We start from the raw sequence: 21,880 nt of genomic DNA, 5'->3' as shown, positions 1-21,880 counted from the left end.
GCGACCACGGAGAACAAAAAAATGATCTTCAGCCAGGAACATGAAGCACTGCGGCGTAGCGTTTGCCAGTTCGTCGAGCGCGACATCAACCCCTACGTCGACGAATGGGAGCAAGCCGGGCAGTTCCCTATCCACGAGGTCTTGCGCAAGGCCGGCGATCTGGGTTTGCTGGGCATCTCCAAGCCCGAACAGTTCGGCGGCATGGGCCTGGACTACAGCTATTCGATCGTCGCGGCCGAAGCGTTCGGGACGATTCATTGCGGCGGCGTCCCGATGTCCATCGGCGTACAGACCGACATGTGCACGCCAGCGCTGGCGCGTTTTGGCTCCGATGCGCTGCGTGAAGAGTTCCTGCGCCCGGCCATCCGTGGCGAACAGGTGGGCTGCATCGGCGTTTCCGAGATCGGCGCCGGTTCCGACGTCGCCGGGCTCAAGACCACGGCCCGCAAGGACGGCGACGATTACCTCATCAACGGCAGCAAGATGTGGATCACCAACGCCCCGAGCGCCGACTTCATGTGCCTGCTCGCCAACACCTCCGACGACAAGCCCCACCACAACAAATCCCTGATCATGGTGCCCATGCGCAGCCCCGGTATCAGCCTCGGCGAGCCCCTGGACAAACTCGGCATGCGCAGCTCGCAGACCGCCCAGGTGTTCTTCGATGACGTGCGCGTGCCGCAACGCAATCGAATCGGCCAGGAAGGCGCCGGGTTCATGATGCAGATGCTGCAGTTCCAGGAAGAACGGCTGTTCGGCGCGGCAAACATGCTCAAGGGCATGGAGCGTTGCATCGACAGCACGATCGAGTACTGCCGTGAGCGCAAGACCTTCGGCAGCGCCCTGATCGACAACCAGGTGATCCACTTTCGCCTGGCGGAACTGGCCTGCGAGGTCGAATGCCTGCGGGCGCTGGTCTACCAGGCCACCGAGCAATACATCAACAGCCAGGACGTGACCCGGCTGGCGTCCATGGCCAAGCTCAAGGCCGGACGCCTGGCCCGGGAAGTCACCGACAGCTGCCTGCAATACTGGGGTGGCATGGGCTTCATGTGGGACAACCCGGTCGCCCGGGCCTACCGCGACGTACGGCTGGTGTCCATCGGCGCCGGGGCCGACGAGATCATGCTGGGCATCCTGTGCAAGCTCATGGGGACGTTGCCGGACAAGCAGCACTGAAAGCGGCCCACCAGACACCGCAGAACCCAGGACAGAACCCATGCCCGTCTTCAGCAAACTGCTCATTGCCAACCGCGGCGAAATCGCCTGCCGGATCCAGCGCACCGCCCAGGCCCAGGGTTATCGCACGGTCGCGGTGTTCAGCGAAGCCGACGCCGATGCGCGACATGTGCGCATGGCCGATGAGGCCGTGCTGATCGGCCCGGCCTCGGTCCAGCAGTCCTACCTGGATCCGACGGCCATCCTAGAGGCGGCCCGGCGCACCGGCGCCGATGCGATCCACCCCGGCTACGGCTTCCTCGCCGAAAACGCCGGGTTCGCCAGGGCCTGCGCGGCGGCCGGTATCGTGTTCATCGGTCCCAGTCCCGAGGCCATCGAACGGATGGGCAGCAAGCGCCGCTCGAAAATCGCCATGCTCGCCGCCGGCGTGCCTTGCATCGCGGGCTATGAAGGTGAAGCCCAGGACGACGACAGCCTGTGCCGGGAAGCCGCGCGCATCGGCTACCCGCTGATGATCAAGGCCAGCGCCGGTGGCGGTGGCCGGGGCATGCGCCTGGTGCAGCGGGCCGAGGACCTGCCTGAACAACTGCGCGTCGCTCGCGCCGAGGCGCTGCACGGGTTCGGCGACGCTGAACTGATCCTCGAACAGGCACTGCTCGACCCGCGCCACGTGGAAATCCAGATTTTCGGCGACCACCACGGTCAACTGATCCACCTCGGCGAGCGGGACTGCTCGATCCAGCGGCGCCACCAGAAAATCATCGAAGAAGCGCCCTGCCCGGTCATGACCGCCGAACTGCGCCAGGCCATGGGCAATGCGGCGCTCATGGCGGGCCGTGCGGTGGACTACGTCGGTGCCGGGACCGTGGAATTCCTCTTGGCCGCGGACGGTCGGTTCTACTTTCTGGAGATGAACACCCGCCTGCAAGTCGAACACCCGGTCACCGAACTGATCACCGGCCAGGATCTGGTGGCCTGGCAACTGGACATCGCCGCCGGCCTGCCCCTGCCGCTGCGCCAAGACCAAGTACAACTGGACGGGCATGCCATGGAGGTGCGCCTGTACGCCGAAGACCCCGCGGCGGATTTCCTGCCGCAGACCGGCCGCTTGATCGGCTGGGAGCCCCCCACGGGCGAGGGCGTGCGAATCGACCACGGCTTGCTGGAAGGCCAGGCCATCACGCCGTTCTACGACTCGATGCTGGGCAAACTGATCGCCCACGGCGCCACCCGCGAGCAAGCCCGACGCCGATTGCTGCGGGCAGTGGAAGATTGCGTACTGCTGGGCGTGCAGAGCAATCAGCGGTTGCTGGCGGCGTTGCTGGCGCATCCGCGCTTCATCGACGGCGACGTCGGCACCGGTTTCATCGAGCAGCACTTTGCCCGGCATGTCGCCCTCCAGGCATCGACGCCATCCGCCGAACAACTCGCCATCGCCACGGCCCTGTTCTATCAATGCGCCCGCGCCCGGCATGCCGCCGACCTGGGCGGCTGGCGCAACAACGCCGGCTCGGCGCTGCGTTACCGGATCGGCATGGGCGAGCGCGACTGGACCCTGGACCTGCTGGCCAGGCCCGACGGGACGCTGAGCATCCACGGCGCCGAACGCTCGGTCGAACTGAAATGGCTGGAGGTCGACCAGTCTGGCGCCGTGCTGATGCTCGATGGCCTTCGCCAACGCCATCGCTGGCGCCTCGACGGCAACGATCTGTGGTTGTTCACCCGCCCCGGTGGCCTGCCGCTGCAAGACCGGACCCGCGCCCCCATCACGCCCGCCGCCAGCGCCCCTGGCGACGGCCTGCTCAAGGCCCCCATGGACGGCGCGATCGTCGAGGTGCTGGTCAGCGAAGGCACGCGGGTTCGCCAGGGCCAGCTGTTGCTGGTGCTGGAAGCGATGAAAATGGAGCACCCCCTCAAGGCGGGCTTCGACGGAGTGGTCAGGCAATTGCAGGTCGCGCCCGGCGAACAGGTCAGGCAGCAGCAGGTTTTGTTGCGAGTCGAGACAGCGCACTAGGCGGATGCGCCGGGTTTGACTACGCTCAAAGCCATCAGCACGCCGATACCGGGAACCTTGCGATGCCTCACTGGCTGGTGATTGATCTGGAGGCCACCACCGATGAAGGTGGCTGGCCGGTAACCGAAATGGAAATTATCGAAATCGGCGCCACGCTGGTGAATCGTGACGGGCGTGAGGTCGATCATTTCCAGCGCTTCGTACGCCCCTTGAGACGTCCGCTGCTCACGTCCTTCTGTCGCGAACTGACCCACATCACCCAGGCCAACATCGACGGCGCCGCACCGCTGACCGAGGTCTGGCCGGCATTCGAACGCTGGTTGGCGCCGTATCATTCGAACCTCGAAGGCTGGGTCAGCTGGGGCGACTACGACCGCAAGCAACTGCTCCAGGAATGGCAGCACCAACACCTGCACAGCGTGCTGGGCCAGTTGCCGCACATGAACCTCAAGCAGCGCTTCGCCAAGGCCCGTCGCCTGGAACGCCCCCTGGGCCTCAATGCCGCGTTGCAACTGGCGGGCCTGCAATTCTGCGGTCAACAGCACCGCGCGCTGGAGGATGCCCGCAACACCGCGCGGCTGTTGCCATTGGTACTGCCGGGTTGAGGGGCGAGCCCGAACCCGCTCGGCAGATGACGAACACCGACGCCTTGTGCATACTGGCCGGCCTTTTTCAGCCCCTTTTTCGAGGAATCGCCCATGTTTAAAGTCAACGAGTACTTCGACGGCACCGTCAAGTCGATCGCTTTTGGCACTGCCGAAGGCCCTGCGACCATCGGCGTCATGGCACCGGGCGAATACGAATTCGGCACGGCCCAGCGGGAAATCATGCACGTCGTTTCCGGCGCCCTGACCGTAAAACTGCCAGGCAGCAGCGACTGGGAAACCTTCGCGGCGGGCAGCCAGTTCAACGTACCGGCCGACAGCAAGTTCCAGCTCAAAGTGGCCGTCGACACCGCTTACCTGTGTGAATACCGCGGCTGACCGTCAAGCAGCCACAGAGTGTCGGTATGAGAAACAAAAATGCCCGTGTCCAATGACACGGGCATTTTTTTCAAGCGCAATACTTACTCAAGCACCTCAACCGGCATGCCGACTTCCAGCCGGCCATTGCCGTCATTGACCAGGTTCTGGCCAAACATCGCGCCGTCAGGGGTCGAGCGGTATTGCTGCAAGGTCGCGAAAGGTTCGCGGTTGGGGTCGCGATCACCGGTTTGCGGATCGACCGTGGTCATGATGCAACGCGAACATGGCTTGACCAGCCGGAACTCCACGTCGCCGATACGAATGCGCTTCCAGCCATCCTCGGCAAACGCCTCGCTGCCCTCGACCACCAGGTTGGGGCGAAAGCGCAGCATTTCCAATGGACGCCCGACCCGATTGGACAGGTCCTGCAATGAGGCCTGGCCGATGAGCAGCAGCGGAAAACCGTCGGCAAACGCGACCTTGTCGTCATCCTTGCCATAACCGGCGGCAGTGGTGCGCGCCAGTTCCACCGGCACATGCACCAACCGCGTGGGGTTGCCAATGAACGCACTGACCCAGGCGGCCGCCTCGTCGCCGGCGTCCGGTACCCGCAAGGTGTCGCGCCAGATGATCACCCCGCGCAGTGACGCCTCGACCGTGGACGGCAGCGCCACGTCGAGGGTGCCATGGCCCGGTGCGCTGAGCGTCAGCCCACCGGCCTCATTCCACAAGGCCGAGAGCTGGCTCATCTTCGCCACGGCCCGCTGGGTCAGGAAACGCCCCGTGCCTTCGTCCACCAGCATCCAGCGCCGGTCACCGTCCAGCCCGAGCTTGTCCAGACCAATCCCTTGCAGGGACTGGCCCTTGCCGGACTTCAACGGATAACGGTACAGCGCGCTCAGCCGCAACATGGTCAACTTCCCTGGGGGCGAAAAAGTGCCACCTTATACGAGCCGACCGTTGAAGCAAACCACCCAGCGACCTCAGTCAAGCGACAGGCGTTGGCGTACCACATCCACCAGTTTGTCCGGCTGGAATTTGGAGAGAAAATTGTCGCAACCCACCTTCTTGACCATCGAGTCGTTGAAGCTGCCGGACAGCGAGGTGTGCAGCACCACGTAGAGCCCACGCAACCGCGGATCGTTGCGGATCTCGGTGGTCAGGCGGTAGCCGTCCATTTCCGGCATTTCGGCGTCGGTGAAGATCATCAGCAACTTGTCGGTCATCACCTCGCCAGTATCGGCCCAGGCCTTGAGCATGTTCAGGGCTTTCAAGCCATCGCTGGCGATGTGCATCTTCACCCCCAACTGACCCAGGGTGTCGCGCAACTGCGACAGCGCGACATTGGAGTCGTCCACCAGCAGCACTTCGCGGCCACGGGCACGCTCCAGCACCGGGTCTTCGAGTTTGTCCCGGGAGACCTTGGCGTTGTACGGCACGATTTCGGCCAGGACCTTTTCCACGTCGATGATTTCCACCAACTGATCGTCCACTTTGCTGATGGCCGTCAGGTAATGCTCGCGTCCCGCACTGCCCGGAGGTGGCAGGATCGCTTCCCAGTTCATGTTGACGATGCGGTCGACGCCGCCCACCAGGAACGCCTGGACCGAACGGTTGTACTCGGTAACGATGATGGTGCTGTTGGCACCCGGCACCAGCGGCCGCATACCGATGGCCTGGGACAGGTCGATCACCGGCAGCGTCTGGCCCCGCAGATTGACCACGCCACAGACGAAGGGATGGCGCTGAGGCATCAGCGTCAGCTTCGGCAGTTGCAACACTTCCTGGACCTTGAACACGTTAATGGCGAACAGTTGCCGGCCCGCCAGGCGAAACATGAGAATTTCCAGGCGATTCTCACCCACCAGTTGGGTTCGTTGATCTACTGTGTCGAGAATGCCGGCCATCGATGACTCCTGGGCTTGTTCGGATGAATCCAATGAAAGGGATATCGGCTGGGTCCGCCGGATCTTGACCCCTGATAAAATACAAGCGCGGGGCATTGATGTCACATTAACATCATGCTTTACTGGCGCAGCATTTTCATTCGCTATTTTCCCCGCTGCGCGACCTCGGTTTGCGCATTAGGTTCCGCTGCCTAAGGGATTCCCCTAGGCACAATCAGGTCCAACCTGATATTCCCGCTATCCAATAGCCATTAATGTGACGCCATTCTCATTGCTGAACGGAGTCAGGCTTCTGTGCGCGACCCCAGGACATCGGATTCCGGCCTTGTAGCCGAGCCCACCCGTGCAATCGTTTGCGGGTTCGTCGCCGTTGATCGGCCCGGACCTCATGCCGCGCGCGTGTCCGTCGTCGACCTTGAGATCCAGCCGTTCGCTGTACACGGTTTTCTTTCGCCTGACATGATGTTGTGGAGATAAGCATGCCGAATGATCGCAGGAACTGGAATGAGCGCCTGCCCGAACTCCTGGTCGAGGCCGAGACGCTGTTGGCCAAGTCGGAAGAGTGCCTGAGCCATTTGCAATTGATCAGCAATGACAGGGATGCGATCGACTGCATGCTCAGTACCTTGCTGAAACTGGCAGGCAAGGCCAATGCCCTCGCCCTGGAAGCCCTTTCGGAATTCTCGCTGCACATCCATGGCCTGCTCAGCCATGCGCAGAATCACATGGAACTGCATGACCAGGCCCTGTGCGCCTTGAAGGACTGCTTCACCCTGATGGCCTGGCAACTGGAACTGGTCGATCACACCACCGGCACGCTGGGCCTGGATCGCAGCGAACAGACCTCGCTGATCGAAGCCTTTGCCTTCCAGGTTGGCCAGAGCCCCTGCGAGGCGCTGGCTGCCTCGCGCCCACTGGCCTTGGTGCATTACGCCCAGAAACAAGCCTGACTTCGATGCCGACGGCGCGATGCCGAGCGCGACCAACGTTGCGCGAAGTGGTAGTATCTCTCGCGTCAGTCGCTTCACGACCGCGCCGTCATGGCCGCCAACCGAAGCGGCCCTCGACCTGAAACGTTTACCCAACCCGGCCTGTCAGATGCGCTGACCGGCCAGCCCGCAGCGAACATCATTGGCTCCATCCGCTATGTACGCCAGCCTCAAGTCATTCATCACCTGGCCTCCCTCCCGAGAAAATGCCCGCCGCTTCACATTGTTGTTGTGCGTCTGCTCGGCCGTGGGCTGCCTGCTGACCTACCTGTTCGCCCATACATTGCCGCTGAGCGTGGTGGTGCTGAACCTGGTGGCCGTGGCCTGTGTCTGGATCGGCCATCGACTGTCGCGCAAATCCATCAAGCTGCAGCCCCAGGAACTGGCCGACCGCTTGCTTGAAGTCCAGGAAAACGAACGCCATCGACTCAGCCGCGAATTGCACGACGACATCGGCCAACTGCTGACCGCCGCGAAACTGCAAAGCGAATGGCTCAAGCAGCGGATGCCGGAAGAGTTGCAGGGCCAGTGCGCCATCCTCTGCGACACCCTCAGCGAGACCCTCGACAAGGTCCGCGACGTGTCAGCGATCCTCAACCCCAGGCAGTTGGCCAGCCTGGGACTGGAAGCCAGCCTGCGGGCGCACCTGCTCAAGACGCTGGCCAATGCGCCGGTGAAATGGAGCCTCGATTGCCAACAGCGCATGACCGGCATTCCCGAAGAAATGTCGGTCGCCGTGTTCCGGATCACCCAGGAAGCGGTCACCAACATCCTGCGCCATTCCCGCGCGACCAACCTGCTGGTGCGCCTACAACGCCTACCGGATGGCCTCACCCTGCTGATCAGCGACGATGGCCAGGGGTTCGCCCCGGCCACCCACCCTGGCCGCGAAGGCCAACGCGGCATGGCCGGCATGTCGGAGCGGGTCGAGCAACTGGGCGGCACGCTCGAGGTCACTAGCGAGGCCGGCAAAGGCACTCACATCGAAGCACGCTTCCCCTGGGCGCCCCGCGCCCTGGAACGGGCCAGCAAGAATAAGGTTCTCCATTGATCTGTAATTTGCTTCTGGTCGATGACCACTCCCTGATCAGGGCCGGCGTACGAGCCCTGGTCATGGATATCCCAGGCTACGCGGTTATCGGTGAAGCCAGCGACGGCAAGCAGTTGGTGGAGCTGGTGGAACGGCTCGAGCCCGACATCGTGTTGCTGGACATCTCCATGAAGGACACCGGCGGCCTGGAAGCCTTGCAGCAACTCAAGCGGGTGCGCCCCCACAGCAAGGTACTGATCCTGTCCATGCACACGGATCCGGCGCTGATCATGCAGGCGCTGGAATGCGGCGCCCACGGCTACCTGCTCAAGGACACCACCGTCAATGAGCTGAAACATGCCCTGGAAGCGCTGCGCAAGAACGAGCGTTACCTGAGCCCGGCCATCGCCCATACCGTGATCAACCAGGCGCTGACCCGCGTCCAGAAACGTCAGCCCGAACCTGCCCAGACCCATAACCTGACCGCGCGCCAGCTGGAAATACTGCGGTTGATCGTGCGCGGCAAGTCCACCCGGGAAATCGCCAACGGCCTGAGCCTGAGCATCAAGACCGTGGAAACCCACCGGGCGCAGATCATGAAGCGCCTGCAGATCCATGACGTCGCCGGCCTGGTGTTGTTCGCGGTACGCGAGCAGATCATCAGCCTGGACGATTGAGTGCCGTCGAGCCTCCCAGCAGCGGCGAATCGGTCGGCAGGTGCACGCGCAGCGCCTTCGGGCGCACCGTGAAACGCAGCGTGTCGACCTGCAATGGCTCACCGTCCAGGTTCATGTCCAGGCCCTGGGCGACCTTGATCTCCACCCAGGGCAAGCGGGCGCGCACGAACATGTTGTCGATGCCCAGCCCGCCCGCCAGCAAGTCCTTCAACGTGCCGACCACCTCCTGGGGCGCCGGCAAGATGCTGATATCCAGCAGCCCATCGTCCGCCAACGCCTCGGGGCACAGTACATGCCCTCCTCCCGCTTGCCGGCCGTTGCCGATGCCCAGCGCCAACAGATCCCCCGCCCAATGGAAATCAGGCCCCTGCAGCTCGCCATAGGCGGCGCTCAGCTCACTGAATCGCGACAGGCCGGTGAACAGGTAGGCGGCGCCTCCGAGGACCTTCTTGAGGTCTTCGGACGTGTTGGCGGTAACCTGGCTGCCGAAGCCGCCCGTGGCCATGTTCAGGAACATCCGCCCGCCGACCTCGCCCAGGTCAACGGGCTGGGCCGCCACGTCCAGCAAGTCCAGGGCCTGTTCCGGTTCCAGCGGCACACCGGCGGCGCGGGCAAAGTCATTGGCGGTGCCCAGCGGCATCAGCACCAGGCTGGCATCGCCGGGATTGAGGGCCATCGCCTCGGCGATATCGCGCAAGGTTCCATCACCGCCGCCGGCAATCAATTGCTCGTAGCCCGCCGCCAGGGCTTCCTCGACGCATCGTCGGGCGTCCCCGGCCTCCCAGGTCAACCGCACCGCCAGGTCCCACCCCTGCTCGCGCTTGAGCATCACGGCCGCGCGAACCTCTTCGTTGAGCGCTTGCTTGCCATGCAAAATCAACAGCGCCTTGCCCTTGCTCATCGTCGTCTCCGTCATTGGAAGGTTCAGCAAATGGGACCACTCATTGCGCCGAAAAAGCCCGGCCTGGCTCAATTTAATGGAAAAATCGCAAACGACTGCCCAAGCGAACCCCATGCACAGGGGTGGCCCGACCGATACTTCTGCATTCGAAGAGTTTTCTTACAAGACCCGGCGAATCAGCTCAATTGACCCTCCAGCGCTATTGAGACAACTTGGCATTCTGTTTTGCCAGACCGGTAAAACGCTCATCACCACACAAGGAAGTGCCAGACCATGAATAGATACGTCACGGCCCGTCGGGGCCGGATCAAGGGTTCTGAACGTAATGGCCAAGGGGATGAACCGTCCCATGCATAGCCGTGAATACAAGCTGTCGCCCCCACAGCTCGCGTCTTTTGGGAGCGGACGGGCCGACCCTCAAAACGATTGCAAGCATTGCAGTCATCCCACTGGAGGAGTTGATTTGGAACCGCGCGTCGTAGAACTGGAAACCCACCTCAAGTACATCCGCAAAGACATGGATGAGATTCGCACCGACGTCAGGGTGATCCGCCACAGGCTGGCCTACTCGGCTGGCGCGGCGGCGGTGGTCCTCGGTCTGTTGGGCTGGGTGGCCAACAGTCGCTTCGACCAACTGGTAGCACTGCTCACGGGATAATGGCCATGCAAGCGAGGGTCCGGGTATCCGCCCCGGGCCCCACGACACTGCACGGCGCTAGCCGAGGACTTCGCTCAGGGGGATGAAACCCACTTCGTCGCCTTCGACCAGGGTCTGCCCTTCCAGCACCTCGACCAGCCCTTCGGCCCAGGCCGCGCTGCGCAGGACACCGGAGCTCTGGTTGCGATAGATGATCGCGCGACCATTCTCCATTCGGCCTCGCAAGTACTCCCGTCGGCTGCCCGCCTTCGGCCAGGCGAAACCGGCCGGCACCTTGAACTTGAGCGGCATCACCGACTCGACACCCTGGCGCCTGAGCAGATAAGGCCGTGCCAACAGCGCGAACGTCACCAGAGTCGAAGCCGGGTTCCCAGGCAGGCCGATCACCGGCACGCCACGGTAGTGCCCGAACGTGAGCGGTTTCCCAGGCTTGATGGCAAGCTTCCAAAGCGCCAGCTCACCGTCCTCGCGCAAGGCAATGCCCAGGAAGTCCGCCTCTCCCACCGATACGCCACCGGTGGACAGGATCAGGTCGACATCCGACAACTGCGCCAGGCGTTCACGGGTGGTCGGCAAGTCGTCGGGCAGGATACCCGCGTCGACCACCTCACAGCCCAGACCTCGCAGCCAGCCACACAGCAGCACGCGGTTACTGTTGTAGATCTGGCCCGGCCCCAGTGGCTCGCCCGGCTCGACCAGCTCGTCGCCGGTTGACAGGACAGCCACACGGACCTTGCGCACCACCTCCAGCGATGCGCACCCCAGGGATGCCGCCAACCCCAGTTCGACCGGCCCCAGGCGCGTACCCGCCGCAAGAACCTGCTCACCGACGGTGGTTTCCTGCCCCTGAGGGCGGATGTTCTGGCCAATGACCATGGGCTCGGTGAAGCGAACGCGCTCGTCAGCTTCGACCACGGCATTTTCCTGCATCTCGACGCAATCCGCGCCAGCAGGAACAGGCGCCCCGGTGAAGATTCGCGCACAGGTTCCGGCCGCCAGCGGCGCCGGGGCCTGACCGGCAAAAACCCGCTGGCTGACCACCAACGGCTCGTCTTTGCAGTCCGCCAGCCGCAAGGCATAGCCGTCCATGGCGCTGTTGGGCCATGGCGGCAAATCAAGGGTCGACACCAGGTCCTGCGCGAGCACCCTTCCCTGTGCCGCAGCCAACGGCAATGTTTCGCGCTCGACGATCGGCGCGGCTGCCGCCATGTCGAGCAAGCGCTGCAACGCCACTTCGACAGCCATCAAGGCCCCGGCCTTGCCCGGTTTACCCACGGGATTCACACGGCGCCGCCTGTTTCAGATGAGGCACGAAATTACAGGGTCGGTGCCGTGCATCCAGTTGTTCAGCCAGGATCCCATCCCAACCGGTCCGCACCGCATTGGTGGAACCCGGCAGGCAACACACCAGCGTGCCATTGGCCAGGCCGGCCAGGGCCCGCGACTGGACGGTGGAGGTGCCGATGTCCGCCACGGAGATCTGCCGGAACAACTCGCCGAAGCCATCGACCTGCTTGTCCAGCAGGCACGTGACCGCTTCAGGGGTGCTGTCGCGCCCCGTGAACCCGGTGCCGCCGGTGATCAGCACCACCTGCACCACGTCCTCGGCGATCCAGGTCGCGACTTGCGCGCGGATCTTGTACAAATCATCTTTGAGCAGGACCCGCGCCGCCAGGTTGTGGCCGGCCGCCATCAGCCGATCGACAAAGACCTGCCCGGAGGTATCGGTTTCCAGGGTACGGGTATCACTGACTGTCAGCACCGCGATATTGAGCGGCACGAAAGGTACATCAGCCTTGGCTTTCATAGGCTCGTCCAGTTGTAGGGGAAACAGGCCGGTGTTATATCACAGCGCTTCATTTATTCGCCCGTGCGGAGACACAACATGACCAACACGCCCCTGCCCCCCTGCTCGATCCTGCTGCTGGCAGGCGGACGCGGCCAACGCATGGGCGGCCAGGACAAGGGCCTGCTGGAGTGGCAAGGCGAGCCATTGATTGCCCATCTCCACCGCCAGACCCGCGCGATAAGCGACGACCTGATCATTTCGTGCAACCGCAATCCGGCACGCTACGCGGTGTACGCCGACCAACTGGTGCATGACGACGAGGGTGACTTTCCCGGCCCGCTGGCAGGCATCCGCGCCGGCCTCAAGGTGGCCCGACACGCACAGTTGCTGGTGCTGCCGTGTGATGTGCCGCAAATCGATGCCGGCCTGCTCGACAGCATGCGCCGGGCGGCCAGCCAGCACCCAGACAAACCGCTGATGGTGCGGCACGGCGAGCATTGGGAACCGCTGCTGTGCGTCATCCCACTGACATTGGCCGACACCTTCGAGAGGGCCTGGCACGACGGCGAACGCAGCCCCGGCCGGATCATGCGCACGCTGCACGCCGTTGCCTTGCAATGCCCCGCCGACGACCCGCGGCTGGCCAACCTGAACACGCCGGAATTACTGACCCGTTACAAAGGCGTGTCAGATTGACACTAGCCAGGAACTTGCGCGCGTTGTATACGTCTGAGGGTTAGTAACTTGAAGAATCCATTTCGGAGAAACACCATGACTCAACGGACCCTCGCCACTTTCATGCTTGCTCTGGGCCTCGCCACCCTCGCCGGTTGCGCCTCGCCAACAGTGATCACCTTGAATGACGGTCGCGAAATCCAGGCCGTCGACACACCCAAGTACGACGAAGAAAGCGGCTTCTATGAATTCGAGCAACTGGATGGCAAGCAAACCCGCGTGAACAAGGATCAGGTTCGTACCGTCAAGGATCTGTAATCTTCGACGCTGGCGTCTGCTGTGAAATAGCGGCGCATTGCTGTTGACCAAAAAAACCGGCGCCTGCCTTTTTTCAAAGGCAAGCGCCGTTTTTTTTATGGGACCGTTCTAGAGAAAGCAGCCGTGGTGAACGGAAAAGTTTCGATCAGGGCAACTTAGCCTGTGACCAGAGCCCCGCCTCAGCTCACCACTGCAACGTAATACGGCTCTCGAACACCCGCTCCTGACCACTCAGCGGGTCGTTAAAACGCAGCCCCTGCGCCAGCAGCTTGAGCGGGTTGGCGTAATCGTCCTCCACATCCCGCAGCACGTCGGGGTAAAAGGGATCGTTGCAGATACCCGCCCCAAGGGCATTCATGTGCACCCGCAACTGGTGCTTCTTGCCCGTGACCGGAGACAGGCCATAGCGCCACAGCTCGCCGTTTCGCTCCAGGACTTCGATGGCCGTTTCAGTATTCGGCTCGCCCGCCCCCTCACACATCCGAAAGAACGGCTCGCCATCGATCATTCGGCTTTTATGCACGCGGGGAAAGCTCAACCCAGGCAGCGCCGGGGCAATGGCCTGGTAGTGCTTTTCGATCTGCCGGGTGGGGAACAACGCTTGATACGCCGAACGACTGTCGGGGTTGGCGGAAAACAGCACCAGGCCGGCAGTGTGTCGATCGATTCGGTGCAACGGCACCAGGTGGGGATTGTCCAGGCGTCGGATCAGCCGCCGCAACAAGGTTTGCTCGACATATTCGCCCGCCGGCGTGACCGGCAGGAAATGTGGTTTATCTGCCACCACCAGGTGTTCGTCGGCGTACAGGATCGACTCCACCACCGGGATCGGCTTCTCGTCGGGCACTTCACGGAAATAGTGGATGCGCAGGCCCTCACGGTACGGCAGGTCGGCACGGATCGCGTTGCCCTCCCCGTCCAGCACACGCCCGCGAGCGATCCGGTCCAGCCATTGCTCGCGGCTGATGGCCTTGAAATGTTCGCACAGGCACTCCAGCACCGTCGGCCAGGAGCCCGGGGGCAGGTACAACGTGCTGGCCTGATGGTGTGCAGCGGAAAATGATGAAGCCATGGAAAACTCTTGAGCCTTTTCGCAGGGCGGTATTATCCGCCAGTCGCGCAAGCCCGCCCAGCAATGATTGCTTCAGGCCGGGACCGACGCCGGTTTGGCTGCCGCCTCGGTGAACTCCTTCAACCAGCGCAACACCTCCACCGCCTCCCAGCGACCAGGGTCGTACAATGCGTACAGCAAGCCCTGGTAACCCACTACATCCAGTTGCTTGTGATAGCCGGCACGCTGGAACAACGCCTCGATCTCGGCGAAACAGGTGTTGAAATGCAATTTATTGAAAGGTGTCTTGCCTTCGGTGACCAAGCCATCCAGGCGCAGTTCCAGGACCGCCTCGCGCACAACGTCCGCGGACATCCTGTTTACGCTGCTTTTCAGTTGTTCGACATTGACCAAGGGAACGCACTCCAGATAGCTGTATGGGCATACAGTAACCGAAGAATGCAGCTTACGCCAATGACCGCGGGCGAATGGAAGGTGCGAACGGTTCAAGCAGGAACGCGGCCACCCGGTCGGGATCGTCGAAAGGCCAGTCCAGCTCCGCGCCGGTATCGGTTCGCCGCAGGACCGGGATCCGCAGTCCATAGGCCTCGGTCAGCGCCTCGCTCTCGGCGATGTCCACCAGTTCCACCAGCAATCCATGCTCGACGAAAGGCATCAACACACCCTCGGCAACTTCGCACAAGTGACAACCCAGGGTGCCGAGCAGCTGGCATTCAGAAGACATGGCAGGTAGACCCAAAAAAGATAGACGGTCATTCTAGGCCCGCACCGGGAAACCGTCGAGCCGCTGCCTCGCTTCAGGGTGTTTCGGCAAAACGCTGATGCAAATCACTGAAGATTGAGGCTTTTGCGGCGAGGCTGGGTGCCTTTCCCCCGCTACGCTGTCAGTTGTCGTCTTGAAACGGAGTGCCCCTTGTTTGCCAATCTGCTGATCATTCTTGCCTCATCCCTGGTGGTCATCGCCTTGTTCCGACGCCTGCGACTGCCGCCCGTGCTGGGCTATCTCTGCGTCGGGCTGGCCGTGGGGCCGACCGCGCTGGACTGGGTGAACGACAGCGAAGAACTGCCCGACCTGGCCGAACTCGGGGTGGTGTTCCTGCTGTTCTCGTTGGGGCTGGAGTTTTCCCTGTCGAAAATGCTCGAGCTGCGTCGGGTGGTGTTCGGCCTCGGCAGCCTGCAAGTACTCGCCACGGGGACGGTCCTCGCCGGGCTGTTGGCCTTCTCTGGCGCGCCCCTGGCCGCGACGCTGTTGCTGGGGGCAGGGCTGGCCTTGTCATCCACCGCCATCGTCAGCAAGGAACTGACCAGCCTGGGGGAAATCTTCAGCAGCCATGGCCAGAACGCCATCGGGGTGTTGTTGTTCCAGGACGTCATCGCCGTGCTGCTGTTGACCCTGGTGCCGGTATTCGCCGGCAGCAGCGAGCACCCGTGGTATTGGGCGCTGCCACTGACCCTCGGCAAGACCCTGGTGCTGTTCGCTGGTTTGTTGCTGGCCAGCCGCCTGCTGCTGCCCCGATTGTTCCATGAGGTGGCTGCCTCGCGGTCCGCAGAACTGTTCGTGCTGCTGGCCCTGGTGATCGTGCTGCTGACGGCATGGCTGACTCACCTGCTCGGCCTGTCCCCCGCCCTGGGGGCGTTCCTGGCGGGCATGTTGCTGGGTGAAAGCCACTACCGGCATCAGATCGAGGCCGACATCCGCCCCTTCCGCGACATCCTGCTGGGGCTGTTCTTTGTCAGCATTGGCATGCTGATCGACCTGCAATTGTTCGTCGACGACGGGCTGTTGATCCTCGGCCTGACGCTCGGCCTGATGCTCATCAAGGGCTGCGTGGTCGCTGCTCTGGTGAAGTGGCGCGGCAGCGACGGTGAAACCGCCTGGCGCAGTGGCCTGGCCCTGGCCCAGGGTGGCGAATTCTGTTTTGCCCTGATGGCGCTCATGCAGCAGAACCGCCTGATGCCTGCCGACATCAGTGGCCTGCTGCTGGCCGCGACATTCTGCTCGATGCTGCTGACCCCGCTGTTGCTGCGTGCCGCCCCCCACATCGCCGCCCGTCTGCACCGCAAACCCAACCAAGAGGCACAACTGGAGCAGATCAGCGCGCTCAACGCCGGGCTGTCAGGGCATGTGGTCATTTGTGGTTACGGCCGCGTCGGCCAGTCCATCGGCCGGTTCCTGCGGCGCGAAGGCCTGGCGTTCGTCGCCCTGGATGACGACCCGGTGATCATCCAGGAAGCCAGCGTCGACGAACGCTGCGTGCATTACGGCGATTCGCGCCGAGGCGACCTGCTGGGAGCGGTCGGTTTGAATCGTGCGAGGTTGCTGGTGATTGCCGTGGACAAGACCGACATCGCCATCACCGTGCTCAAGGAGGCACGGCGGGTCAACCCGCAGGTGCCGATCCTGGTCCGCACCCGCGACGACAGCCAGCTGGCTGAGCTGCAAGCGGCCGGGGCCAGCGAAGTGGTCCCGGAGCTGCTCGAGTCGAGCCTGATGCTGGCCTCCCATGCCCTGATCATGCTCGGCCTGCCCGAGCAGCAGGTCCGCCATCACGTGGACCAGGTTCGGCACGACCGCTATCGCCTGCTGCACGGCTTCTACCCGGGCGACCAGGACAAGGCGCCCTAGTGCATCGGTCAGTCCTGGCTGATGGCGCCGATCTTGTGAATCGACAAATCGGCGCCGTAATACTCTTCTTCCTGGCTCAGGCGCAGCCCCAGCAGCCCCTTGATGACGCCATACACCGCAAAGCCGCCGGCCAGGGCAATGCCGACGCCCAGCGCCGTGCCGATCAGTTGGCTGGCCAGGCTCACGCCGCCCAGGCCGCCGAACGCGCCTTGGCCAAAAATGCCGCAAGCAATGCCGCCCCAGACACCGCACAGCCCATGCAGTGGCCAGACCCCGAGCACATCATCGATCTTCCATTTGCCTTGGGCGGCGGTGAAGCACCAGACAAACAACGCACCGGCGATGGCGCCGGTGGCCAGCGCACCTACCGGGTGCATCAGGTCGGAACCGGCGCAGACCGCCACCAGGCCGGCGAGCGGGCCGTTATGCAGGAAGCCGGGGTCATTGCGCCCCACGAGCAATGCCGCCACGGTACCGCCGACCATCGCCATCAACGAGTTGACCGCCACCAACCCGCTCACCCCCGGCAGGGTCTGGGCACTCATCACGTTGAAGCCGAACCAGCCGACAATCAGGATCCACGACCCCAGGGCCAGGAACGGAATGCTCGACGGCGCGAACGCCACCAGCCGACCGTCCCGGTAGCGGCCATTGCGCGGCCCGAGCAGGAGTACCGCGGCCAGTGCCAGCCAGCCGCCCATGGCATGCACCACCACGGAGCCGGCAAAGTCGTGGAAACCGGCACCGAAGCGGGCTTGCAGCCAGGCCTGCACACCAAAGTTGCCGTTCCAGACCAGGCCTTCGAAGAACGGGTAGACGAACGCCACGATCAGCACCGTGGCGCACAACTGCGGAGCGAACCGGGCACGTTCGGCAATACCGCCGGAAATGATCGCCGGGATGGCGGCGGCGAACGTCAGCAGGAAAAAGAACTTCACCAGGCTGTAGCCATGGTCGGTGCTGAGCACCGCCGCCGGTTGCATGAAGGTCACGCCATAGGAAATCCAATAGCCGATGAAGAAATAGGCCAGGGTCGAAACAGCGAAGTCGCTGAGAATCTTCGACAGCGCATTGACCTGGTTCTTTTGCCGGACCGTTCCCACTTCCAGGAACGCAAAACCGGCATGCATGGCCAGGACCATGACCGCACCCAGCAGGATGAACAGTGTGTTGGAGCTGTGGACCAGACTGTCCACGGCACTTTGCATATTTTCCATGGTGATGGCAGACCTGAAAAAGTGGAGAAAGGCACCAAACCGGTTCGCTCGCGCCGACAACGCACCAAGTTGAAACGCGTCGCCGGCTTTGGCCAGCCGGGCGAACCGCTTTGGTGCATCGAAACGGCTGAAACGCAGTCCCGCTTCAAGGCGCTTCGCGGGTTTTGATTATTTGGGTTAAGGTTTTCGGGCTCGCGCCCAGCTTCAGCGCACCAGCGCGGGCTGACGCACCAGTACATGGCAAAAGCCAGAGCAAAAGTTGTACCAGTCACTTTCACTGAACCTTCCGGCAAGGCTCATACTCGAACGCTTCAGACGTCACTTACGGAGATTCACCCCATGGCCAGAACCCAGGCACAGACTGCTCAAGAAATCCTGAAGGAAGATTTTCAGACGCTGGTCAACGACACGGAACGCTTGCTGGACCACACCGCAACGCTGGCGGGTGACCAGGCGGACGTGCTGCGCAGCCAGATCCAGGAAACGCTTTTGCGCGCCCGTGAAACGCTCAAGCTGACCGAAGATTCCATGCGCGAACGTGGCCAGGCGGCCGTGGACGCCACCGAGGAATATGTCCAGGCCAACCCTTGGCAATCCGTCGGCATCGCGGCGGGCGTGGGCTTTCTGATCGGCCTGCTGGCGACCAGACGCTGATGATCGGCCTCGACGAATCCGGCTCGCCCGAAGCGGGCACCGCCCCCACGGCACGTCGCCTGGGCGCAGCCTTCCTGGGCTTGCTGCACAGCCATGTCGAATTGTTCGGCATCGAATTGCAGGAGCAGAAAGCGCGCACCGTCAGCCTGCTGTTGTTCGCGGGCCTTGCCCTGGTGTTCGCCTTGCTCCTGCTGGTAGGGCTCTCGGCCCTGGTGCTGATCCTGGTGTGGGACACCTATCGCCTGGCGGGCATCATCGGCCTGTGCCTGTTCTACCTGTTGGCGGCGCTGTTCTGTGGCCTTCGGTTGCGAGCAGCGATCTATGACGAATCGTCGCCCTTCCATGCCACCCTTGAAGAATTGGCCAACGATCGGGAGCGCCTGCTGCCATGAGCCTGCCTGATATCCCTCAAGCCCAGACCCGCCAGGAAATGCGCAAGGCGCTGGTGCGCCTGCGCATGGAGATGCATCGCCAGGAGATCCGCCAGGAAACACGCCAGTTGCTGCTCCCCCTGCGACGGGTACGCGGCCTGTCGCAAAGCTGGCACGAAGGCTTCGGCATCAAGCACGCGCCATTGTGGGGCGTGGCGGCGGTGTCGCTGCTCGGCTTTTTCACCGGCAGGCGCACCCGCGCCGGGCGTACCGGCGGCCTCACCAGTTTGGTCCGGCTGGCCACGACGCTGCTGCCGTTGATCAAATTGGCCAAGAGCGCGCGCAAACCCTGAGGCAACGGTGACAAGGGCAGGTAAATCGACTTGCCCTTGCACCATGCCTCACGAACCGGGAAGCTAGGGCATCGACCCTATCAAACGGAGCAACCGGCCTTGGATTGGCACACCCTGCTGACACGCGAACGCCTCGGAAAACCCCTTCACAGCCCGCAAGAGCTGGGCCGCAGCCCCTTCCACAAGGACCACGACCGGATCATCTTTTCCGGCGCCTTCCGCCGCCTGGGGCGCAAGACCCAGGTGCATCCGGTGTCCAGCAACGACCACATCCACACGCGCCTGACCCACTCGCTGGAAGTCAGTTGCGTGGGGCGCTCCCTGGGCATGCGCGTGGGCGAAACCATCCGCAGCGCCCTGCCCGACTGGTGTGAGCCGAGCGACCTGGGCATGGTCGTGCAATCGGCCTGCCTGGCCCACGACATCGGTAACCCACCGTTCGGTCACTCGGGCGAGGATGCTATCCGCTATTGGTTCCAGCAGGCCGCCGGGCGAGGTTGGCTGGATGCCATGAGCGAAGCCGAGCGCGGCGATTTCCTGAATTTCGAAGGCAATGCCCAGGGCTTTCGCGTGCTTACCCAGCTTGAATACCATCAGTTCGACGGTGGTACGCGGTTGACCTACGCCACCCTCGGCACCTATCTGAAGTACCCCTGGACCGCTCGCCACGCCGACTCCCTGGGCTACAAGAAGCACAAGTTCGGCTGCTACCAGAGCGAACTGCCGCTGCTGGAGCAGATCGCCAACAAACTCGGCCTGCCGCAGATCGAGGACCAGCGCTGGGCCCGGCATCCGCTGGTGTACCTGATGGAGGCCGCCGATGACATCTGCTACGCGTTGATCGACCTGGAAGACGGCGTGGAAATGGATCTGCTGGAATACCCACAGGTGGAATCGCTGCTCCTGGACCTGGTGGGGGACGACCTTCCGGACACCTACCGCCAGTTGGGCCCGCAGGATTCCCGGCGGCGCAAACTGGCGATCCTGCGGGGCAAGGCCATCGAGCACCTGACCAACGCCGCCGCCCGGGCATTCGTCGAACAGCAGGAGGCGTTGCTGGCCGGTACGCTGCCGGGGGACCTGGTGGAGCACATGCACGGCCCGGCCAAGCGCTGCGTGCTGAATGCCAAGGACATGGCCCGCAAGAAAATTTTCCAGGACAAGCGCAAGACCCTGCATGAGATCGGCGCGTACACCACGTTGGAGATCCTGCTCAACGGGTTCTGCGGCGCCGCACTCGAACAGCATGGCGGCCGCACGCCTTCCTTCAAGAACCGCCGCATCCTCGACCTGCTGGGCAACAACGCCCCCGACCCGAATGGCCCACTGCACGCGGCATTCCTGCGCATGATCGACTTCATCGCCGGGATGACGGACAGCTACGCCAGCGACATGGCCCAGGAGATGACAGGCCGCACGCGTCAATAAAAGGTGTGGGAACAACGGTTTGATGGGCCTGGCACAACCCTGTGGGAGCGGGCTTGCTCGCGAAAGCGGTAGGTCGAATTGCGACGGTATCGAATGACCTGCGCCTTCGCGAGCAAGCCCGCCCTCACAACGGATTCATGCAAGTTTCACAGGAGAAAACACGGAAAACCCGTCAGCAACATTCAATAAGCCCTGCACGCCACTTGTTTGCATAAACATTCCGCGAAAAGAAACACCTTTTCACAAAAAAGCCTTTAATTCTCCACCCTGTTTCACCCACCTACTAAAAAACCGATTACATCGTAATATCTTGCCTCTTTTTTTGTAGGAAACTTCTGAAATTGAAGTTGGGTGCCCGTCTCTTCGTACGACCCTGGCTGTAACTGGGCTAAGGTGCGCGCTTTATTAAGCTCGCAGGGTATTTTATTCATGAACTCCGTTTTCATTGTCGACGATCATCCGGTCATCCGCCTCGCCGTTCGCATGCTCCTGGAGCATGAGGGCTATAAGGTCGTGGGGGAAACTGACAACGGCGTCGATGCGATGCAAATGGTGCGCGAATGCATGCCAGACCTGGTGATCTTGGATATCAGCATTCCCAAACTTGACGGGCTGGAAATCCTCTCGCGCTTCAACGCCATGACCACACCCCTCAAGACACTGGTGCTCACGGCCCAGTCGCCGACCCTGTTCGGCATCCGCTGCATGCAATCGGGCGCTTCCGGCTATGTGTGCAAGCAGGAAGACCTCAGCGAACTGGTCAGTGCCATCAAGGCCGTACTGTCTGGCTACAACTACTTTCCCAGCCAGGCCTTGAACCCGATACGCCCGGATGATCCGCGCAGTATAGAGCTGGACCTTTTCAAGAGCGTCAACGACAGGGAGTTGATGGTCCTGCAACTTTTTGCCCAGGGCCGCACTAACAAGGAAATCGCCAAGGGCATGTTTCTGAGCAATAAAACCGTCAGCACCTACAAAAAAAGACTGATGCAGAAACTCAAGGTCAAGTCCCTCGTAGAACTGATCGAAATGGCGAAACGCAACGCACTTGTGTGAG

25 protein-coding genes are annotated in these 21,880 nt (G+C 62.6%); 16 read left to right on the top strand and 9 right to left on the bottom strand.

The window, feature by feature from the left end; all coding sequences use genetic code 11:
- The first annotated feature begins 21 nt into the window (after window positions 1-21).
- From atuD to V3H56_RS08620, 4 genes are all read left to right on the top strand, one after another.
- The gene (gene atuD, locus V3H56_RS08635) at window positions 22-1,179 is read left to right on the top strand and encodes a citronellyl-CoA dehydrogenase (protein ID WP_338474459.1); all 1,158 of its coding nucleotides are present in this window, start codon (window positions 22-24) and stop codon (window positions 1,177-1,179) included.
- 40 nt (window positions 1,180-1,219) lie between these two features.
- The gene (locus tag V3H56_RS08630; RefSeq protein WP_338474458.1) at window positions 1,220-3,193 is read left to right on the top strand and encodes an acetyl/propionyl/methylcrotonyl-CoA carboxylase subunit alpha; all 1,974 of its coding nucleotides are present in this window, start codon (window positions 1,220-1,222) and stop codon (window positions 3,191-3,193) included.
- Between the two features lie 62 nt (window positions 3,194-3,255).
- Window positions 3,256-3,798, top strand: a complete 543-nt coding sequence (locus V3H56_RS08625) for an exonuclease domain-containing protein (RefSeq protein WP_042730761.1) — start codon at window positions 3,256-3,258, stop codon at window positions 3,796-3,798.
- A gap of 93 nt (window positions 3,799-3,891) precedes the next feature.
- Window positions 3,892-4,176, top strand: coding sequence for a pyrimidine/purine nucleoside phosphorylase (locus V3H56_RS08620; RefSeq protein WP_042730760.1), 285 nt, complete (start codon window positions 3,892-3,894; stop codon window positions 4,174-4,176).
- 83 nt (window positions 4,177-4,259) lie between these two features.
- On the opposite strand, the gene V3H56_RS08615 is transcribed toward V3H56_RS08620, so the two are convergent.
- Window positions 4,260-5,069 (bottom strand): MOSC domain-containing protein, encoded by an 810-nt coding sequence (locus tag V3H56_RS08615; protein WP_042730759.1) that lies wholly within the window; start codon window positions 5,067-5,069, stop codon window positions 4,260-4,262.
- 72 nt (window positions 5,070-5,141) lie between these two features.
- Window positions 5,142-6,065, bottom strand: a complete 924-nt coding sequence (locus V3H56_RS08610) for a chemotaxis protein CheV (RefSeq protein ID WP_042730758.1) — start codon at window positions 6,063-6,065, stop codon at window positions 5,142-5,144.
- A gap of 479 nt (window positions 6,066-6,544) precedes the next feature.
- Here V3H56_RS08610 and V3H56_RS08605 point away from each other — a divergent pair, with 479 nt between their 5' ends.
- The 3 genes from V3H56_RS08605 to V3H56_RS08595 all read left to right on the top strand — a co-directional run bounded on the left by V3H56_RS08605 (window position 6,545) and on the right by V3H56_RS08595 (window position 8,761).
- A complete protein-coding gene (locus tag V3H56_RS08605; protein WP_042730757.1) occupies window positions 6,545-7,015 on the top strand; it encodes a hypothetical protein in 471 nt (156 codons plus the stop codon).
- Window positions 7,016-7,211: 196 nt separating this feature from the next.
- Entirely contained in the window at window positions 7,212-8,105 is an 894-nt protein-coding gene (locus tag V3H56_RS08600) for a sensor histidine kinase (protein ID WP_047737482.1), read from the top strand.
- Window positions 8,102-8,761, top strand: a complete 660-nt coding sequence (locus tag V3H56_RS08595; protein ID WP_042730755.1) for a response regulator transcription factor — start codon at window positions 8,102-8,104, stop codon at window positions 8,759-8,761. Before V3H56_RS08600 ends, V3H56_RS08595 begins: the two co-directional genes overlap by 4 nt.
- Here V3H56_RS08595 and yegS read toward each other — a convergent pair.
- Complete coding sequence (gene yegS / locus V3H56_RS08590) at window positions 8,745-9,662, bottom strand: lipid kinase YegS (RefSeq protein WP_042730754.1); 918 nt, start codon at window positions 9,660-9,662, stop codon at window positions 8,745-8,747. The genes V3H56_RS08595 and yegS overlap by 17 nt on opposite strands.
- 349 nt (window positions 9,663-10,011) lie before the next feature.
- Between yegS and V3H56_RS08585 the strand changes: the two genes are divergently transcribed.
- Window positions 10,012-10,320: a hypothetical protein gene (locus V3H56_RS08585; protein ID WP_259697626.1), complete on the top strand. Its 309-nt coding sequence runs from the start codon at window positions 10,012-10,014 to the stop codon at window positions 10,318-10,320.
- Between the two features lie 57 nt (window positions 10,321-10,377).
- On the opposite strand, the gene glp is transcribed toward V3H56_RS08585, so the two are convergent.
- Window positions 10,378-11,604: a gephyrin-like molybdotransferase Glp gene (glp, locus tag V3H56_RS08580; RefSeq protein ID WP_212803553.1), complete on the bottom strand. Its 1,227-nt coding sequence runs from the start codon at window positions 11,602-11,604 to the stop codon at window positions 10,378-10,380.
- Window positions 11,588-12,127 (bottom strand): molybdenum cofactor biosynthesis protein B, encoded by a 540-nt coding sequence (gene moaB, locus V3H56_RS08575; protein WP_042731691.1) that lies wholly within the window; start codon window positions 12,125-12,127, stop codon window positions 11,588-11,590. The genes glp and moaB overlap by 17 nt, the downstream gene beginning before the upstream one ends.
- A 78-nt stretch (window positions 12,128-12,205) precedes the next feature.
- On the opposite strand from moaB, the gene mobA reads away from it, so the two are divergent.
- Together mobA and V3H56_RS08565 are read left to right on the top strand one after the other, a co-directional pair.
- The gene (gene mobA / locus V3H56_RS08570; protein ID WP_338474457.1) at window positions 12,206-12,805 is read left to right on the top strand and encodes a molybdenum cofactor guanylyltransferase MobA; all 600 of its coding nucleotides are present in this window, start codon (window positions 12,206-12,208) and stop codon (window positions 12,803-12,805) included.
- 75 nt (window positions 12,806-12,880) lie between these two features.
- Window positions 12,881-13,102 carry a YgdI/YgdR family lipoprotein gene (locus V3H56_RS08565; RefSeq protein ID WP_003183689.1) on the top strand — a complete coding sequence of 74 codons (222 nt, stop codon included), beginning with the start codon at window positions 12,881-12,883 and terminating at the stop codon, window positions 13,100-13,102.
- Window positions 13,103-13,286: 184 nt separating this feature from the next.
- On the opposite strand, the gene V3H56_RS08560 is transcribed toward V3H56_RS08565, so the two are convergent.
- The 3 genes from V3H56_RS08560 to V3H56_RS08550 form a co-directional block, all read right to left on the bottom strand.
- Window positions 13,287-14,174 (bottom strand): pseudouridine synthase, encoded by an 888-nt coding sequence (locus tag V3H56_RS08560; RefSeq protein ID WP_338474456.1) that lies wholly within the window; start codon window positions 14,172-14,174, stop codon window positions 13,287-13,289.
- A gap of 72 nt (window positions 14,175-14,246) precedes the next feature.
- Complete coding sequence (locus V3H56_RS08555; RefSeq protein WP_042731694.1) at window positions 14,247-14,567, bottom strand: hypothetical protein; 321 nt, start codon at window positions 14,565-14,567, stop codon at window positions 14,247-14,249.
- 52 nt (window positions 14,568-14,619) lie between these two features.
- On the bottom strand, window positions 14,620-14,898 hold the full coding sequence (locus V3H56_RS08550) for a glutaredoxin family protein (RefSeq protein WP_338474455.1): 279 nt from the start codon (window positions 14,896-14,898) through the stop codon (window positions 14,620-14,622).
- Between the two features lie 189 nt (window positions 14,899-15,087).
- Between V3H56_RS08550 and V3H56_RS08545 the strand changes: the two genes are divergently transcribed.
- Window positions 15,088-16,800, top strand: coding sequence for a monovalent cation:proton antiporter-2 (CPA2) family protein (locus V3H56_RS08545; protein WP_042731696.1), 1,713 nt, complete (start codon window positions 15,088-15,090; stop codon window positions 16,798-16,800).
- 8 nt (window positions 16,801-16,808) lie between these two features.
- Here V3H56_RS08545 and V3H56_RS08540 read toward each other — a convergent pair whose 3' ends face one another.
- On the bottom strand, window positions 16,809-18,017 hold the full coding sequence (locus V3H56_RS08540; RefSeq protein ID WP_042731697.1) for an ammonium transporter: 1,209 nt from the start codon (window positions 18,015-18,017) through the stop codon (window positions 16,809-16,811).
- Between the two features lie 339 nt (window positions 18,018-18,356).
- Here V3H56_RS08540 and V3H56_RS08535 point away from each other — a divergent pair, with 339 nt between their 5' ends.
- The 5 genes from V3H56_RS08535 to V3H56_RS08515 all read left to right on the top strand — a co-directional run bounded on the left by V3H56_RS08535 (window position 18,357) and on the right by V3H56_RS08515 (window position 21,879).
- Window positions 18,357-18,671 carry a DUF883 family protein gene (locus V3H56_RS08535; protein ID WP_042731698.1) on the top strand — a complete coding sequence of 105 codons (315 nt, stop codon included), beginning with the start codon at window positions 18,357-18,359 and terminating at the stop codon, window positions 18,669-18,671.
- A complete protein-coding gene (locus V3H56_RS08530) occupies window positions 18,671-19,063 on the top strand; it encodes a phage holin family protein (RefSeq protein WP_157061562.1) in 393 nt (130 codons plus the stop codon). The genes V3H56_RS08535 and V3H56_RS08530 overlap by 1 nt, the downstream gene beginning before the upstream one ends.
- Window positions 19,060-19,395, top strand: coding sequence for a hypothetical protein (locus V3H56_RS08525; protein WP_338474454.1), 336 nt, complete (start codon window positions 19,060-19,062; stop codon window positions 19,393-19,395). Before V3H56_RS08530 ends, V3H56_RS08525 begins: the two co-directional genes overlap by 4 nt.
- 99 nt (window positions 19,396-19,494) lie before the next feature.
- Window positions 19,495-20,823 carry a deoxyguanosinetriphosphate triphosphohydrolase gene (locus V3H56_RS08520; RefSeq protein WP_047737490.1) on the top strand — a complete coding sequence of 443 codons (1,329 nt, stop codon included), beginning with the start codon at window positions 19,495-19,497 and terminating at the stop codon, window positions 20,821-20,823.
- Window positions 20,824-21,252: 429 nt separating this feature from the next.
- Window positions 21,253-21,879 carry a response regulator transcription factor gene (locus tag V3H56_RS08515; RefSeq protein WP_042730435.1) on the top strand — a complete coding sequence of 209 codons (627 nt, stop codon included), beginning with the start codon at window positions 21,253-21,255 and terminating at the stop codon, window positions 21,877-21,879.
- Window position 21,880: the final 1 nt, after the last annotated feature.

The organism is Pseudomonas sp. MS646 (assembly GCF_036693845.1).
Taxonomy (GTDB): Bacteria; Pseudomonadota; Gammaproteobacteria; order Pseudomonadales; family Pseudomonadaceae; genus Aquipseudomonas; species Aquipseudomonas chlororaphis_E.
This window is presented reverse-complemented; position numbering and strand designations above follow the sequence as displayed.